The sequence below is a fragment of the Dactylosporangium thailandense genome (assembly GCF_059739745.1).
Genome location: NZ_AP029195.1, coordinates 4181550 through 4199352 on the forward strand (window position 1 = coordinate 4181550; position 17803 = coordinate 4199352).

Consider the following 17803-nt stretch of genomic DNA (forward strand, 5'->3'; position numbering starts at 1 on the left):
GTCAACGTGACCCTACTGAGCGCCGATCAACGGCCCCAACCCCTAGGCACCCCTCAGGAGCCCCCTGCCGGAAGCCCGCCGGAAGCGGCGTCAGGACTTGCCGAACTCGCGCTGGATGAGGTCGAGAATCTCATCGGCGCTGGCCGATTCCAGGGCCACGGAGGCGTCGGCTTCGGGGGCCGGCACGGCCACCGCGGCGAGCGTGCTGAGCCGCTGCACCAGCTCGGCGTCGGCCCGCGCGTCGAGCGGCTGCCGGGCCAGCATCCGCTCCAGCTGGGCGATCGCCTCGGCCACGGTTCTGGGCCCGGTGTCGGCCACGAGCTGCGTCCCGAGGTGCCGGGCGAGGTCGGCCGGCGTCGGATAGTCGAAGACCAGGGTCGTCGGCAGCCGAAGGCCCGTCCTCGCCTTCATTCGATCCCGCATCTGTACCGCCAGCAGCGAGTCGAACCCCAGCTCCGTGAAGCCTCGCCGCGGCTTGACGGCCTCGGCCGTGGCGTGGCCGAGCACCCGCGCGGCCTCGTCGCGCACCAGCTCGAGCAGCATCCGTTCCTGGTCGCCGGCGTTCGCCTCGGCCAGCCGCCCGCGCAGCTCGGCCGACGGGTCCGGGCCCGCCGCGGCCGGCCGTTCCTCCGGCGCCTCGGCGAACGCGGCGAACAGCGAGCTGCCGCGCCGGCTGGTGAACGTCGGCAGGAACCGCCCCCAGTCGACGTCGGCGACGATGGCGTCGCGATCGGGCGCGGTGGCGGCCAGCGCGGCGATGGCGAGATCCGGGTCCATGGCCGGCAGTCCGCGCAGCCGCAGCGCGTCCTCGTCCGCCATGCCACCGTCGGCCCACGGGCCCCAGGCGATCGCGGAGGCGGCGAGCCCGCGGGACCGCCGCCGGGCGGCGAGCGCGTCGAGGTGGGCGTTGGCCGCGGCGTAGGCCGCCTGCCCGCCGCTGCCCCAGATCCCGGCGATGGAGGAGAACATCACGAACGCGGAGACGTCCCCGAAGACGGCGTCGAGGTTCGTCGCCCCGTCGACCTTGGCCCGCATGACCCGCTCGACCTCGTCGGCGGTCATCTCGGCCAGCGGCGTGCCCTGCCCGACCCCGGCCGCGTGCACGACGACGCGGACCGGCGCCCCGAGGTCGTCGTACCGGGACCGCAGCTCCCGCAGCGCATCCCGGTCGGTCACGTCGAGCGCGACGACCTCGACCGGCACGCCCAGGTCCTCGGCGACGGAGCCGCCGCGCCGGCTGGCCAGCACGATCCGGGACGCCCCCGACCGCGCGGCCCACCGAGCCACCCGCATCCCGAGCGAGCCGGTCCCGCCGGTGATGAGGACGGTGCCCTCGGGCGCCCATTCGCGGTCGTCCTCGGCGCGGACGACCCGCCGCCCGTAGACCCCGGAGGCGCGGACCGCGATCTGGTCCTCGCCGGACGGCAGCACCACCGCGGACCCCTCGGCCACGTCGACGAGGCCGCCCCAGAGCTGCGGATGTTCGAGCGCGACGACCCGACCGGCGCCCCACACCTGGGCCTGCACCGGGTCGACCACGTCATCGGCCTCCACCTGCACCGCGCCCCGGGTCACGCACCAGAGCCGCGCCGACGGGTCGAGCTTCTGCACCAGCTGCACGAGCTCGGCGACGCCGCCCTCGACCACCTCGGCGTCGGGCAGCGAGACGAGGTCCCCGAGCCCGGGCGGCACCAGCACGACCACACGCCCCGGCGACGAGGGCCGCACGTCGGCCAGCGGCTCCCACGCGACCCGGTACCGCCACCGTGGCCCGTCGCCCGCGGGCTCCTTGAGCCAGTAGTGCTGGTGCTGGAACGCGTAGGTCGGCACCGGTACGACAGCGCCACGATGGTAGGCCGCGAAGTCGATCCCAGTCCCGCGAACATGGGCCTGCGCAAGCCCGTTCAGGAGTGCCCGAGGCTCCGCCTGACCGGACCGCAGCAACGGAACGAACGCGGCATCCTCGACACAATCCGGCCCCAGCGCACTCAACGCACCACCGGGCCCGACCTCGAGGAACGTCCGCACCCCCTGCCCATGCAAGAACTGCAACGTCGGATAGAACTGCACCGTCGCCAGCACATGCCGAACCCAATAGTCCGCGTCGAACTCGGTCATCAACTCACCGGTCACGTTCGACACGATCGGAATCCGCGCCGGCCGCCACTCCACCGACCGCAACACCTTGGCGAACGCGGCCGTCATCGGCTCCATCACCGGCGAATGGAACGCATGCGACACCCGCAACCGAGTCGTCCGCACCCCCGGGAACACCAGCCCGTCCAACACCTCAACCGGCCCGGACAACACCACCGACGACGGCCCATTCACCGCCGCCACCGACACACCCTCGGGCACCACGTCCACCGGCGCACCGACCGCCAGCATCCCGCCGCCCGGCGGCAGCTCACCCATCAACCGGCCGCGAGCCTCAACAACCCGCACCGCATCCGCAAGACTCAACACCCCAGCGCAATACGCCGCCGACAACTCACCAACCGAATGACCCGCAAGGAAGTCCGGCTGCAGACCCCAATCGCGCAACTGCTCGAACAAGGCGACCTCGATGGCGAACAGGCCCGCCTGCGCATTCCGCGTCTCGTCCACCGACCCCGAAGGCTCCGGCAGCAACGAACGAATCTCCTCGAACACCTCCCGGAAGCGCGGATAGACCGCCGACAGCTCCTCACCCATCCCGAGTCGCTGCGAACCCTGACCCGGGAACAACACCGCCGTCCCGCCTTGGACCACTGACCCGCGGACGGCAAGCTCGCCGTCCAGCAGCACACCGCGATGTTCGAAACCCGTCCGCGTCGACGCCAGCGAGAACCCGATGTCCACCGGCGAACCCGGCCAGCCTGCCAGGCGAGCCGCCTGCGCCTCCACCCCGGCTTCGGATTGGCTCGACACCACCCACGCCGCCGGCACATCAGCCTCAGTCGAAGACTCCGACGCCTCGACACCCTCCAGGATCACGTGCGCGTTCGTGCCACTGATCCCGAACGACGACACCGCCGACCGGCGCGGACGATCCGCCACCGGCCACGGCTGGGCCTCCGTCGCCAGCGCCACCGCGCCCGCCGACCAGTCCACCTGCGGCGTCGGCTCGTCCACGTGCAGGGTGCGCGGGATCAGGCCGTGCCGCATCGCCAGCACCATCTTGATCACACCGGTCACGCCCGCGGCGGCCTGGGTGTGGCCGAGGTTCGACTTGATCGAGCCGAGCCACAGGGGACGGTCGCCGGGGCGGCCCCGGCCGTAGGTGGCGAGGAGTGCCTGGGCCTCGATCGGGTCGCCGAGCCGCGTCCCGGTGCCGTGGCCCTCGACCACGTCCACGTCCGGCGGGTTCAGGCCGGCGTTGGCCAGGGCCGCGCGGATGACCCGCTGCTGGGCCGGGCCGTTCGGGGCGGTGAGCCCGTTCGACGCCCCGTCCTGGTTCACCGCGGAGCCGGCGAGCACGGCGAGGATCCGGTGGCCGAGTCGCTCGGCGTCCGGGCGGCGCTCCACGAGCAGCACGCCGACGCCCTCGGACCAGCCGGTGCCGTCGGCGCCGGAGCCGAAGGACTTGCAGCGGCCGTCGGGGGCGAGACCGCCCTGCTGGCTGAACTCGACGAAGGTGTTCGCCGTGGCCATGACCGTCACGCCGCCGACGAGGGCCGCGTCGCACTCGCCGGAGCGCAGCGCCTGCGCGGCCAGGTGCAGCGCGACGAGCGAGGACGAGCAGGCGGTGTCGATGGTGAGGGCCGGGCCCTCGAGGCCGAGCGCGTACGCGACCCGCCCCGACAGCACACTCGTGGCGTTGCCGGTGAGCAGATGGCCGCCGACGCCGTCGACCGCGCCGAAGGAGCCGGAGGCGTACCCCTGCCCGGAGGCCCCGACGAAGACCCCGGCCCGGCTGCCGCGCAGCGATCCCGGCGCGATCCCGGCGTGCTCGACCGCCTCCCAGGCCGCCTCGAGCAGCTGCCGCTGCTGCGGGTCCATGGCGAGCGCCTCGCGCGGGCTGATCCCGAAGAACTCGGCGTCGAAGCCGGCCGCGTCGGGCAGGAACCCGCCCGCCCGGGCGAAGGAGGCGCCGGTGCCGCGGCCCCAGCCGCGGTCGTCCGGGAAGCCGGTGATGCCGTCGCGGCCGTCGACCAGCAGCTGCCACAGCTCGTCGGGCGACCGGACCCCGCCGGGCAGCCGGCAGCTCATGCCGACGATGACGATCGGGTCGTCGCCGGCCGTGCCGGTGGCGAGCGGCGCGATCTCGCCGGCCGGGGCGCCGGTCAGCTCGCGGCCCAGGTGGTCGGCGAGGGCCTGCGGGTTCGGGTAGTCGAACACCAGCGAGGACGGCAGCCGCAGCCCGGTGTGCCGGGCGATGGCGTCGCGGAGCTCGATGGCGGTCAGCGAGTCGAAGCCGAGCTCCTTGAACGCCCGTCCGGCCGCGATCCCGTCCACGCCGTCGTGCCCGAGGACGGCGGCCGCCTGGGTCCGGACCAGCTCGACGAGGTCGGCCGGCGGGACAGGGCGAGCCGGCGGGACGCCCGCCGCGGCGGGAGGCGTCTCGGGGGCGAAGGCGGCGAGCAGCGGACTGGGCCGCCGCGCGGTGAACGCCGGCAGGAACCGCTCCCAGTCGACGTTGACGATGACCGCGTCCCGGTCCGGCGGGGTGGCGGCGAGCGCGGCGATGGCGGTCTCGGGGTCCAGCGCGGCCAGCCCGAGCCGCCCCAGCTGTTCCTCCAGCGCGCCGGCGGCCATGCCACCCTGCCCCCACGGCCCCCAGGCGATCGCCGACGCGGGCAGCCCGCGGGCGCGCCGCCGGGCGGCGAGGGCGTCGAGGTGGGCGTTGGCCGCGGCGTAGGCGCCCTGCCCGCCGCTGCCCCAGATCCCGGCGATGGACGAGAACAGCACGAACGCGGAGACGTCCCCGAACACCGCGTCGAGGTGATCCGCGCCGAGAACCTTGGCCCGCATGACGCTGTCGATCTCGCCGGCGGTCATCTCGGCCAGCGGTGTTCCCTGGCCGGCTCCGGCCGCGTGCACGACGACGCGAACCGGCTCCCCGAGGTCTTCGTAGCGGGCGCGCAGCGCCGCCAGCGCGTCCCGGTCGGTCACGTCGAGCGCGACCACGTCGACCGGAACCCCCAGCTCCTCGGCGGCCCCGCCCCGCCGGCCTATCAGCACGATCCGGGACGCCCCCGACTCCGCGGCCCACCGGGCCACCCGCCGGCCCAGGACGCCGGTCCCGCCGGTGATGAGCACGGTGCCCTCGGGCGCCCATCGGCCGCCGCTCTCGCCCCGCACGACGCGCCGCGCGTAGACCCCGGAGGCCCGGACGGCGACCTGGTCCTCGCCGGACGGCAGCACCAGCGGCACGCCGTCGGCGACGTCGACGAGGCCACCCCAGAGCTGCGGATGTTCGAGCGCCACGACCCGGCCGAGGCCCCACAGCTGGGCCTGCACCGGGTCGACCACATCTCCGGCCTCGGCCCGCACCGCGCCCCGGGTCACGCACCAGAGCCGCGCCGAGGGGTCCAGCGTCCGCACCAGCTCGACGAGCTCGGCGACACCGCCCTCGACCACCTCGGCGCCGGGCAGGTCCACGATGTCACGCAGCCCCGGCGGCACGAACACGACGGCGCGCCCGGAACGGTCCGCGCGCACGTCCGCCAGACGCTCCCAGGCGACCTCGTACCGGCGTCGCTCGGGCGTGACGGTCGGCAACCAGTACCGCTTGTGCTGGAACGCGTAGGTCGGCACCGGCACGACAGCACCACGATGGTAGGCCGCGAAGTCGATCCCGCTCCCCCGAACATGCGCCTGCGCAAGCCCGTTCAGTAACGCCCGAGGCTCAGCCTGACCAGACCGCAGCAACGGAACGAACGCGGCATCCTCGACACAATCCGGCCCCAGCGCGCTCAACGCACCACCCGGACCGACCTCGAGGAACGTCCGCACCCCCTGCCCACGCAAGAACTGCAACGTCGGATAGAACTGCACCGTCGCCAGCACATGCCGAACCCAATAGTCGGCGTCGAACTCAGTCATGAGTTCACCGGTCACGTTCGACACAATCGGAATCCGCGCCGGCCGCCACTCCACCGACCGCAACACCTCAGCAAACGCGGCCGTCATCGGCTCCATCAACGGCGAATGGAACGCATGCGACACCCGCAACCGCGTTGTGCGCACACCCGGGAACACCAGCCCGTCCAACACCTCAACCGGACCGGACAACACCACCGACGACGGCCCATTCACCGCCGCCACCGACACACCCTCGGGCACATCGTCGACCGCAGCCCCGACCGCAAGCATCCCGCCACCCGCAGGCAGCTCACCCATCAACCGGCCGCGAGCCTCGACAACCTTGACCGCATCCGCAAGACTCAGCACCCCGGCGCAATACGCGGCCGAGAGTTCACCGACCGAATGACCTGCGAGGAAGTCGGGCTGTAAACCCCAATCCCGGAGCTGCTCGAACAGCGCCACCTCGATCGCGAACAGACCCGCCTGCGCATTCCGCGTCTCGTCCACCGACCCCGAAGGCTCCGGCAGCAGCGAGCGGACTTCCTCGAAGACCTCGCGGAAGCGCGGATAGACCGCAGCCAGCTCCTCACCCATCCCCGGGCGCTGCGAACCCTGACCCGGGAACAACACCGCCGTCCCACCCTGAACGACCGAGCCGCGCACCGCCAGCTCACCGTCCAGCAGCACACCACGATGCTCGAACCCGGTCCGGGTCGACGCCAGCGAAAACCCGATATCCACCGGCGAACCCGGCCAACCAGACAACCGGGCCGCCTGCGCCTCCACACCGGCCTCAGAACGGCTCGACACCACCCACGCCGCCGGCAGGTCGGACTCAGTCGAGACCTCCGCGGCCTCCACGCCCTCCAGAATCACGTGCGCATTCGTGCCGCTGATCCCGAACGACGACACGCCCGCCCGGCGCGGACGGCCGGCGGCAGGCCACGGCCGGGACTCGGAGACCAGCGCCACCGCGCCCGCCGACCAGTCCACCTGCGACGACGGCTCATCCACATGCAAAGTGCGCGGAACCAGACCGTGCCGCATCGCCAGCACCATCTTGATCACACCCGCGACACCCGCGGCCGCCTGCGTGTGCCCAAGGTTCGACTTGATCGAACCCAAAAGCACCGGGGCCGGGCGATCCTGACCATAGGTCGCCAGCAACGCCTGCACCTCGATCGGATCCCCCAATCGGGTGCCGGTGCCGTGGCCTTCCACCACGTCCACATCGGACGGGCCCAGCCCGGCACTCGCCAAGGCCGCACGAATCACCCGCTGCTGCGACGGACCGTTCGGGGCCGTCAGACCATTCGACGCACCATCCTGATTCACCGCCGAACCCGCGACCACCGCCAGCACCCGGTGGCCGAGGCGCCGGGCGTCCGCGAGGCGCTCGACGACCAGCACGCCGACGCCCTCGCCCCAGCCGGTGCCGTCGGCGGCGTCGGCGTACGCCTTGCACCGCCCGTCGCCGGCGAGCCCCCGCTGCAGGCTGAACTCGATGAACGCGCCCGGCGTCGTCATGACCGTCACGCCGCCGGCGAGCGCCAGGTCGCACTCGCGGTTGCGCAGCGCCTGCGCGGCCAGGTGCAGGGCGACCAGCGACGAGGAGCAGGCGGTGTCGACGGTGACGGCCGGGCCCTCGAGGCCGAGCGCGTAGGAGATACGGCCGGAGAGCACGCTGGCGGACGTGCCGGTGGCGCCGTAGCCGCCGGCGACGTCACGAGCGAAGAGCTCGCCGACGCCGTAGTCCTGGCCGTTGGTGCCGGCGAACACGCCGACCGCGGTGCCGCGCAGCGCGGCCGGGTCGATGCCGGCCCGCTCGATCGCCTCCCACGAGGCCTCCAGCAGGAGCCGCTGCTGCGGGTCCATCGACGTGGCCTCGCGCGGGCTGATGCCGAAGAACTCGGCGTCGAAGCCGTCGGCGTCGTGCAGGAACCCGCCGTGCTGCGTGGCGCTCTGGCCGTCCCGGAGGCGTTCGAGGTCCCAGCCACGGTTGGTCGGGAAGCCGGTCAGGGCGTCGGTGCCGGCCTCCAGCAGCGTCCACAGGTCTTCCGGCGACCGGACGCCGCCGGGGAACCGGCAGCTCATGGCGACGATGGCGATCTCGTCGCCGGGTCCGCCGCCCGGTCCGGCGACCGCCGCGGGCCGGTCCGCCTCGTCCGGGAGCAGCCGGGCGAGCAGGTGTTCGGCGAGTGCGCGGGGGGTCGGATAGTCGAAGGCGAGGGTGGTGGGCAGCGTGAGCCCGGTCGCGGCCGCGAGCCGGTTGCGCAGCTCGATCGCGCTGACCGAGGTGAAGCCGAGGTCCTGGAATGCACGGTCGGCCGCGACCGCGGCGGCGGAGGCGTGCCCGAGGGCCGCCGCCACCTCGGCGCGGACGAGATCGTGGACGGCTCGCGGATCGCCGGGTCCGCCGCGGGAGGCCCGCGGCTCGGGCCGTGCGGCGCGGACGGCCGGGAGCTCGGCGAGCAGCGGCAGCGGGCGGTCGCCCGGCCCCGCCAGGTGCTCCCAGCGCATGTCGGCGACGACCGTGGCCGTGACGCCCTCGTCGAGGGCGTGGCCGAGCGCGTCGAGGGCGCGGCCGGGCTCCATCGGGACGGCCCCGCCGCCGGCGAGGGTGGCGCCGTCGGCCAGCCCGCCGCCGCCCCAGAGCCCCCAGGCCACCGACAGCGCGGGCAGGCCGAGGCCGCGGCGGTGGTGGGCGAGCGCGTCGAGGTAGGCGTTGCCCGGGGCGTAGTTGCCCTGCCCGGGGCCGCCGAGCGTGCCGGCCAGCGAGGAGAACAGCACGAACGCGTCGAGATCGGCGGTGAGCTCGTGCAGGTTGCGGGCCGCGGCGGCCTTGGCGTGCAGGGCGTGCTGGAGCTGTTCGGGGCGCAGCGAGCCGACGAGCGCGTCGTCGAGGACGGCGGCGGTGTGGAAGACCGAGGTGGGTGGGTACTGCTCGACCAGCGCCGCCAGGGCCGCCCGGTCCCCGGCGTCGCAGGCGGCGACGGTGACCCGGCTGCCCAGGCCCTCGAGCTCGGCGACGAGCTGCGCGGCCCCGGGCGCGTCGGCGCCGCGCCGGCTCACCAGCAGCAGGTGCTCGGCGCCGCCGGCGGCCAGCCAGCGGGCGACCCGGGCCCCGAGCGCCCCGGTCCCGCCGGTGATGAGCGCCGTGCCCCGCGACGACCGGCCCGGGCCGCCGGCTCGGGGCGTCGCCGGGGTGAGGCGGCGCGCATAGGTGCCGGAGGCGCGGATCGCGAGCTGGTCCTCGCCGTGCTCTCCGCCGAGCACCCACCGGAGCCGAGCCGGGTCCACCACGGCGGGAAGGTCCACGAGGCCGCCCCACCGGTCGGGGTGCTCGGCGGCGATGACGCCGCCCAGACCCCACACGAGGGCCTGGGCCGGATGCTCGAGCGTGTCGAGGGGGACCGCGGACCGGGTGGCGATCCACAGTGGAGCGTCGATCCCGGCGTCGCCGAGCGCCTGGGCGAGCGCGACGGTCCCGGCGAACCCGGCGGGGACGGCGTCGAAGCCGGCCAGGGGCCGCTCGTCGAACGCCAGCAGCGACAGCACCGCGTCGGGCGGCTCGGCGACCCCGGCGAGCGCCGCCGCCGTTGCCGCACGGTCCAGCCCCGGGTCCAGCCGCAGCACGTCGGCGTCGGGTAGGACGGTGTCGGCGAGGTCGGGGGGCGCGACGACGAGGACGCGCCGTGGCGCGACGGGCGCTGAGGGCTGGCGGACGGGGCTCCAGGTGACGTCGTAGCGCCATCCGTCGTCCGCGCCTCGCGGGCGCGCCGGGGTGGCGGGCCGGCCGGCGTTGAGCCAGAACCGCTCGTGCTGCAGCGCGTACGTCGGCAGCGGCACGACCTTGCCGCGATGGTAGGCCGCGAAGTCGATCCCAGTCCCCCGCACGTGCGCCTGCGCGAGCCCGTTCAGCAGCGCCGACGGCTCGGCCTGGCCGGACCGCAGCAACGGAATGAACGCCGAGTCCGCGACACAGTCCGGCCCGAGCGCACTGAGCGCACCACCGGGCCCGACTTCGAGGAACGTCCGCACCCCGGCGCCGTGCAGGAACTGCAGCGTCGGATGGAACTGCACCGTCGCGAGGACATGCCGGACCCAGTAGTCGGCGTCGAACTCAGTCATGAGCGCGCCGGTCACGTTCGACACGATCGGAATCCGCGCCGGCCGCCACTCGACCGACCGCAGCACCTCGGCGAACGCGGCCGTCATCGGCTCCATGAGCGGCGAATGGAACGCATGCGACACCCGCAACCGCGTCGTGCGCACCCCCGGGAACACCAGCGCGTCCAGCACCTCGACCGGCCCGGACAACACCACCGATGACGGCCCGTTGATCGCCGCCACCGACACACCGTCGGGCACATCGTCGACGGCCGCCCCGACCGCGAGCATCCCGCCGCCCGCAGGCAGCTCACCCATCAACCGGCCGCGAGCCTCAACAACCTTGACCGCATCCGCAAGACTCAACACCCCGGCGCAATACGCGGCCGACAGCTCGCCGACCGAGTGCCCGGCCAGGAAGTCGGGCTTCAGGCCCCAGTCGCGCAACTGCTCGAACAAGGCGACCTCGATGGCGAAGAGGCCCGCCTGCGCATTCCGCGTCTCGTCCACGGAACCGGACGGCTCCGGGAGCAGGGCGCGGACCTCCTCGTACACCTCCCGGAAGCGCGGGTAGACCGCGGACAGCTCCTCGCCCATCCCGGGGCGCTGGGAGCCCTGGCCCGGGAACAGCACCGCAGTCCCGCCCTGGGCCACCGAGCCGCGCACCGCCAGCTCGCCGTCCAGCAGCACACCCCGATGCTCGAGGCCCGAACGCGTCGCGGCCAGCGAGTGGCCGATGTCCACCGGCGAGCCGGGCCAGCCCGCCAGCCGGGCCGCCTGCGCCTCCACGCCCGCCTCGGACCGGCTCGACACGACCCACGCCACCGGCGCGGCACTGTCGGGGGTGGGCTCGACGGGCGCCTCGGCGACGGTCTCCAGGATCACGTGGGCGTTCGTGCCGCTGATCCCGAACGAGGACACCGCCGACCGGCGCGGCCGATCCCCGTCCGGCCACGGCTGGGCCTCGGTCGCCAGCGCCACCGCGCCCGCCGACCAGTCCACCCGCGGCGACGGCTCGTCGGCGTGGAGGGTCTTCGGCACCAGCCCGTGCCGCATGGCGAGGACCATCTTGATGACCCCGGCGACCCCGGCGGCCGCCTGGGTGTGGCCGATGTTCGACTTGACCGAGCCGAGCCAGAGCGGCCGGTCGCGGTCCTGGCCGTAGGTGGCCAGGAGGGCCTGGGCCTCGATCGGGTCGCCGAGCGTGGTGCCGGTGCCGTGGGCCTCGACGGCGTCCACGTCGGACGGGGCCAGGCCCGCGCTCGCGAGCGCGGCGCGGATGACGCGCTGCTGGGAGGGGCCGTTCGGGGCCGTCAGACCGTTCGAGGCGCCGTCCTGGTTGACGGCGGAGCCGCGGACGACGGCGAGGACGGGGTGGCCGAGCCGCTGGGCGTCGGAGAGGCGCTCGACGACCAGCACCGCGACGCCCTCGGACCAGCCGGTGCCGTCCGCGGTGGCGCCGAACGACTTGCACCGGCCGTCGGGGGCCAGGCCGCCCTGGGTGCTGAACTCGATGAACGTCGTCGCGGTCGGCATCACCGTCACGCCGCCGACCAGGGCCGCCTCGCACTCGCCGCCGCGCAGGGCCTGGACGGCCAGGTGCAGGGCCACGAGGGAGGACGAGCACGCGGTGTCGACGGTGACGGCGGGGCCTTCGAGGCCGAGGGCGTAGGCGACGCGCCCGGACACGACGCTGCTGGCGGTGCCGGTGCCGAGGAAGCCCTCGACCTCGGCGGGGACGTCGGTGAGGCTGGCGGCGTGGTTGTGGTACATCACCCCCGCGAAGACGCCGACGGGCCGGCCGGAGAGCGAGAGCGGGGCGATCCCGGCCCGTTCGAGCGCCTCCCAGCTGCCCTCCAGCAGGAGCCGCTGCTGCGGGTCCATCGCGAGCGCCTCGCGCGGCGAGATCTTGAACAGCGCCGCGTCGAAGTCGCCGGCGTCGTAGAGGAAGCCGCCCTCGCGGGTGCGGGAGGTGCCCGGGCGCAGGCCGTGGGGGTCGTACAGCGTGTCGAGGTCCCAGCCCCGGTCGACCGGGAACCCGGAGATCGCGTCGCCGCCGCCGGCGAGCAGGCGCCACAGGTCCTCGGGCGAGCGGACGCCGCCCGGCAGCCGACAGCTCATGCCGACGATCGCGATGGGCTCGCTGTGCTGCTCCTGCAGTTGCCGCAGCCGCTCGCTCGTCGCGTAGAGGTCGGCCGTGGCCCGCTTGAGATAGTCGCGAAGCTTTTCCTCGTTCGCCATCAGCCACCGCCCACGAACCGACATCGAACCCTCGTGAACGTACGGGCGGCTCGGGAAACCGGACAACCCCTACCGGACGGGACCGGCCCCTAAGCCGCGTCCTGCAGTTGGGTCACGTGACGCATGCGACAGGGTGCGGCGGCGCATACGGTCCGGGCATGTCTGATCTCACCGTTGTCCTGGTGCACGGCGCGTTCGCCGAGTCGGCGAGCTGGGCGGGCGTGGTGCCGCGCCTCCACGCGGCCGGCCACAACGTGATCGCGGCACCGAACCCACTGCGCAGCCTGTCCGGCGACGCCGCCGTCGTGTCCGCCGTCGTCCGGGCGGTTCCGGGTCCGGTGCTGCTCGTCGGGCACTCCTACGGCGGGGCCGTCATCAGCAACGTCAGCGGCGGCGACGTGCGCGGCCTGGTCTTCGTCGCCGCGTTCGCGCCGCTTGCGGGCGAGAGCATCGGCGAGCTGAGCGGCCGGCGGCCGGGCAGCACGCTGGGCGAGACGCTCCGCCCGGTGCCGCTGGCCGACGGCAGCACCGACTTCTTCATCGAGCAGGAGCGCTTCCGGGCCCAGTTCGCCGCCGACGTGCCGGAGGCGGAGGCCGCGGTCCTCGCCGCGACCCAGCGCCCGCTGCGCGACGTGGCGCTCACCGAGCCGTCGGGGCCACCGTCGTGGCCGTCGCTGCCGTCGTGGTTCGTGTTCCCGGACGCCGACCTGAACATTCCGGTCGAGATGCACCGGGAGATGGCCCGGCGGGCCGAGGCCAAGGAGATCGTGGAGGTGGCCGGGGCGTCGCACGCGCTGACCGTCTCGCGGCCCGCCGAGGTGGCCGAGGTGATCCTGAGGGCGGCCGCGGCGGTCGGCTGAGGACATAACCGGGGCAGGGCGGCCGCCATCAGGTGAGGGCGGCCGCGCAGCCGCTTCATCGGGCGTTGCGGGCTTTGTGGACCCAGTGCATGACCTGGATCACGACCAGCACGGCGCCGCCGATGACCAGGTCGGAGGTGTGCCACTCGCGGTCCACCGGCAGGTTCACGAGCTCGCGGTAGAGGTACACGGTGACGGCGGCGACGACGGCGAGCCCGGGCAGGTGGAGCAGCGCGGCCCGCAGCCGCCCCCGTCCGGCGATCGCCATCGCGAGGCGCCACAGGAACTCGGCGACGATGACCACGACGATGCCGGCGCACGCGCCGACCACGTAGGCGCTGACCGACTGCGGCACGGAGGGCTCCAGGAGACGGCGGCCGAGCAGGGTGAGGGCGGCACCGGCGCTGGCCGCGATGACGAGCCAGCGGGTGAGGTCCCACGACAGCGGCAGCTGCCGGGCCCGGTCCTGCCGCTTGCGGGGGATGTACGCCCACGCCTCGCGCTCGAACCAGGTCGCGGCGGCCCAGCCGACGAGGGCGACGAAGATGCCGACGGGCGGGCCGATGTACCGGTCCTCGGCGACGAACCAGAACACCACCACGAGGCTCGCGACGGTCGCGGGCCCGGCGAGCACCGAGATGAGCCACGACAGGAAGAAGGGCCGGCGAGCCTCCGGCACGTCGAGCGGGTGCACGAGCGGGCGCACGGACTCGTCGGGCAGTGCGACGAGCTCGGGAACGTTCATGGTTGCCTCCACGGCACGGTGTCGATGTACGGGGCGGCCTGGTCGTTGCGGGCGAGGTCGTAGACCTTCTGGCGGGACACGCCGAGCCGGTCGGCCACGGTCACGGCGCTGAGGTCGTCGAGGAGCTGGTTGACGGCGACGGCCCGCACCCGGGCCGCGCGCGAGCTGAGGTGCGCGGCGAACGCGCTGACCTCGGCGGCGAGCAGCGCGGCCCCGAGCCGCCCGCCGAACGGCTCGGCCCAGCCCGGCTCCTCGGTGCGGGCGGCGGCGTAGAGGCCGTCGCCGCCGTCGGCGAGGGTGCCGCGCACCTGCTCCGGGGTGAGCCCGCTCGCGACGAAGCGGCCGGCCGCCGCCCCGGCCTCGGCCGGATCACGGTGCGCCAGCACGCCGCGCCACTCGGCGGGGATGTCAACCCCGGGGTTACGCTTCACACGACCAGCGTGACGGGCACCGGCGCCCGCTGTCAACCCCGGGATGACAGGATCGAGAGTAGGGGTTGGGCGGGTGGCGCGGCCGCCCTACGATCGGGCGCATGACGACGCCGCAGCTCGACACCGGCCTGTGGGCGCGGACCTACCACCCGGCGGCCGCGGGAGCGCCCCGGCTGGTGTGCCTGCCGCACGCCGGTGGTTCGGCGAGCTTCTACTTCCCGGTCTCGCGCACCCTCGCCCCGGCGATCGAGGTCGTCGCGATCCAGTACCCGGGCCGCCAGGACCGCCGCCTCGAGCCCTGCGTGCCCGACCTGCCCGAGCTGGCCCGGCTGGTGTTCCAGGTCCTGCGGCCCATGACCGACCGCCCGCTGGCCCTGTTCGGGCACAGCATGGGCGCCAGCCTCGCCTTCGAGGTGGCCCGGCTCCTGGAGCAGGAGGCGGGCGTCGTGCCGACCCGGCTCTACGCGTCCGGACGGCGGGCCCCGTCGCGGTTCCGGCACGAGACGGTGCACCTGCTCGACGACGCTGGACTGCTCGCGGACGTCAAGCGCCTCAGCGGTACCGATGCCGCCATCCTCGGCGACGAGGAGCTGCTGCGGATGGCGCTGCCCGCGATCCGCAACGACTACAAGGCGGCCGAGACCTACAAGTACGAGCCGGGTCCCCTGCTCACGTGCCCGATCACGGTCTTCACCGGCGCCGACGACCCGAAGACGACCCCGGAAGAGGCCGGCGCCTGGGCCGAGCACACCACCGGCGAGACGGAGCTGAAGGTCTTCCCCGGCGGGCACTTCTTCCTGACCCGGCACCAGGGCGAGATCCTGGGCACCATCCGGCGCCAGGTGACGGGCTCCGCCAGGTGACGTGCCGAGCCGGCTGACGATCGGTCGCCAGCCGGCCAGGGCACGATCACTCGGGCTTGCGGGCCACGGCGATCACGTAGTCGAGCAGGTCCAGCTCCTGACGCATGACGTCCTGGCCGGACCAGTGCCGCACCACGCCCTTGTGCAGCGCCTTGCCGAGCTTGCGGCGGTACTCGTCGTCGTCGACACGCCCGGCCATGTACTGCCGCCACGGCTCGTACACCTTCTCGCGGATCGACTCGACGGTGACGTCGGCGAATCCGGCCTCGGTGAGCTCCTTGGCGTAGGTGCTGCCGTCGTGCCAGTTCTCGTCGGGCAGGCTGAACTTCAGGAAGCTCAGCGGGCCCGCCTTGAACGCCATCCGCGGGGTGGCGCCGTCGATCGGGATGATGTCGGCGACGGCGAGCACGCCGCCCGGGCGCAGGACGCGGTACGCCTCCCGGAAGAAGGCACTGCGCGGGTGGAAGTGGAACGCCGACTCGAGCGCCACCACCCGGTCGAAGCTCTCCGGCTCGAACGAGGTCGACAGCGCCGAGCCGAGCTGGAAGTCCAGCCGGTCCGTGACGCCCTCGGCCTCGGCCCGCGCCCGGGCCGCCTCGACGTGGTGCGGGGTGATGTTCAGCCCCGTGATCCGGCCGACCTCGCGCTCGCGCAGCCACAGGAAATCCTGGTCGCCGTAGCCGAACCCGGCGTCGAGCACGGTGTCGCCGGCCCGCAGCTCCGCGGCCTCGCCGAGCTTGCGGGCCAGGGCCTCGCCGGCCGTGTCGAGCGTGGTGGCGTCGCCGTCCCAGAAGCCGACGTTCATGTAGTGCGTGGAGCGGTCCAGGAACTCGACCTGGGGCTCCTGGATCAGGTAGAAGCGCTGGACGCGTAACTCCGGGTCCTTGGTCGCCACGGCCTTCACGGCCCGGCGCAGGATCTTGAGGTTCTCGAACACCGTTGGGGTGCCCCTCTCTCACAAAGGGATCAGTGCGCCGATGAGAGCTGTCGCCGCAGGTCGTCCACGACGTCCGGCAGCCCGTCGGCGTCGGCGGCGCCGAAGATGTGGAAGTCCGGCCGCACGAGCACACCCGCCGCCGGCATCGCGGCCAGCCACGGCCCGAGCACGTCGTCGAGGTCGGCGACGGTGCCCTCGTCCGCGGCCGCGGCGGGGCCGGACGGGACCAGCCGCAGCAGCGTCGCGCCGATGGAGTCGAGGAACGACACCCGCTCCGGGCCCAGCAGGGCGGCGGGGTCGCCGGTGGCGAGCACGACGAAGCCGGGCCCGCTGAGCTCGTCGAAGAGGCCGACCTTGCCGGCGCGGCTCACCCGCGCCATCGGCGTGAGGTGCCCGGCCGTGCCCTCGGGACCGCCGGCGTGCAGCACGCCACCGGTCAGCGGCTCGACCAGCGTGCGCGACATCCCCTGCACGGCGCCGCGGCGGCGGGCGGCCAGCAGGGTGCCGTCGCGGGTGACCGCCGCACGCCGGTTGGTCTCGCAGATCACCTTGCCCGACTCCATCGACATCGCGATGGCGTGCTGGACGTGGGCGCGTCGTTCGGATTCGTACGAGTCCAGCAGCCCGGCCCCGGACGCCCCGCGCAGGATCAGGTCGAGCCGCCAGGTGAGGCTGATCGCGTCGCGGAACCCGGAGCTCATCCCCTGCCCCATGAACGGCGGCATCACGTGGGCCGCGTCGCCGGCCAGCAGCACCCGGCCCCGCCGCCAGCGCTCGGCGTAGCAGGCCTGGGTGGTGTAGACCCCGAAGCGGTCCAGGGTGGCGTTGTGCGGGCCGATGTCGAACAGGCTCAGCAGGCGCCAGGCCGACGCCTCGGTGGCGAAGTCCTCGAACGACTCGGCGGGCACGCGCATGAACTCCCACCGGCGGTGCCCGGGGCCGGCCGAGACCGCGGTGCGGGGCCGGGCCGGGTCGCACACCTGCAGGTTGTTGGGCTTGAACGCGCGGGCCTCGTGCAGCACGACGTCGCAGACGAGCCAGTCGTGGGTGAACCCGAGATCGTGCTGCGGCGCGTCGATGGCCCCGCGGACGAAGCTGTTGGCGCCGTCGCAGCCGATGACGTACCGGGCCGTGAGCGTCGTGCTCGTGCCGTCCCCGCGGCGGACCTCGGCCTCGACGCGGTCGGCGTGCTCGGTCAGCGCGACGACCTCCTGGCCGCGGCGGACCTCCACCGTCGGCAGCCCCGCGGCCCGCTCGGCCAGCAGCGCCTCGAGCCCGGGCTGGTACACCGACGTCGAGTCGGCCCAGCCGAGCCCCTCCCGCTCCGCAACGTCGACGTGCAGCAGCGTCCGGCCGGCGGCGTTCTTGAACGTGTAGTCGCGCGACGCCTCGGTCACCTCGCCCACCCGGTCGCCGATGCCGGCGGCGGCCAGGATGCGGGCCGCCTCGGCGTCGTAGGAGACGGCCCGCGGCATCGTGTACGGCGTCGGCCAGCGCTCCACGACGGTGACCCGCAGGCCCCGCTGGGCGAGGAGGATCGTGAGCACCTGCCCGACCGGGCCGAAGCCGACCACCACCACGTCCAGCAGCGCGTCGTCGTCCCTCAT

6 protein-coding genes and 1 pseudogene are annotated in these 17803 nt (G+C 74.0%); 2 read left to right on the forward strand and 5 right to left on the reverse strand.

Annotation, left to right across the window (positions count from 1 at the left end):
• Positions 1 to 342: 342 nt before the first annotated feature.
• Positions 343 to 12360 (reverse strand): annotated as a pseudogene (locus AC6JBM_RS18170) (type I polyketide synthase); the annotation flags it as partial.
• 158 nt (positions 12361 to 12518) lie between these two features.
• Here AC6JBM_RS18170 and AC6JBM_RS18175 point away from each other — a divergent pair.
• Positions 12519 to 13220, forward strand: a complete 702-nt coding sequence (locus tag AC6JBM_RS18175) for an alpha/beta fold hydrolase (protein WP_497984762.1) — start codon at positions 12519 to 12521, stop codon at positions 13218 to 13220.
• Positions 13221 to 13275: 55 nt separating this feature from the next.
• Here AC6JBM_RS18175 and AC6JBM_RS18180 read toward each other — a convergent pair whose 3' ends face one another.
• Positions 13276 to 13965, reverse strand: a complete 690-nt coding sequence (locus tag AC6JBM_RS18180) for a hypothetical protein (protein WP_497984763.1) — start codon at positions 13963 to 13965, stop codon at positions 13276 to 13278.
• Positions 13962 to 14396, reverse strand: a complete 435-nt coding sequence (locus AC6JBM_RS18185) for a hypothetical protein (protein ID WP_497984764.1) — start codon at positions 14394 to 14396, stop codon at positions 13962 to 13964. The genes AC6JBM_RS18180 and AC6JBM_RS18185 overlap by 4 nt, the downstream gene beginning before the upstream one ends.
• Before the next feature lie 101 nt (positions 14397 to 14497).
• On the opposite strand from AC6JBM_RS18185, the gene AC6JBM_RS18190 reads away from it, so the two are divergent.
• The gene (locus AC6JBM_RS18190) at positions 14498 to 15259 is read left to right on the forward strand and encodes a thioesterase II family protein (protein ID WP_497984765.1); all 762 of its coding nucleotides are present in this window, start codon (positions 14498 to 14500) and stop codon (positions 15257 to 15259) included.
• Between the two features lie 46 nt (positions 15260 to 15305).
• Here the strand turns inward: AC6JBM_RS18190 and AC6JBM_RS18195 are convergent, their stop codons facing one another.
• Entirely contained in the window at positions 15306 to 16196 is an 891-nt protein-coding gene (locus AC6JBM_RS18195; RefSeq protein ID WP_350611592.1) for an SAM-dependent methyltransferase, read from the reverse strand.
• Positions 16197 to 16225: 29 nt separating this feature from the next.
• Positions 16226 to 17803, reverse strand: coding sequence for a bifunctional 3-(3-hydroxy-phenyl)propionate/3-hydroxycinnamic acid hydroxylase MhpA (gene mhpA / locus AC6JBM_RS18200; protein WP_497984766.1), 1578 nt, complete (start codon positions 17801 to 17803; stop codon positions 16226 to 16228).

Coding starts and splice junctions, on each gene's coding strand:
- AC6JBM_RS18175 (WP_497984762.1), top strand. CDS start 12,519: ATGTCTGATCTCACCGTTGTCCTGGTGCACGGCGCGTTCGCCGAGTCG.
- AC6JBM_RS18190 (WP_497984765.1), top strand. CDS start 14,498: ATGACGACGCCGCAGCTCGACACCGGCCTGTGGGCGCGGACCTACCAC.
- mhpA (WP_497984766.1), bottom strand. CDS start 17,803: ATGAGGGACGACGACGCGCTGCTGGACGTGGTGGTGGTCGGCTTCGGC.
- AC6JBM_RS18180 (WP_497984763.1), bottom strand. CDS start 13,965: ATGAACGTTCCCGAGCTCGTCGCACTGCCCGACGAGTCCGTGCGCCCG.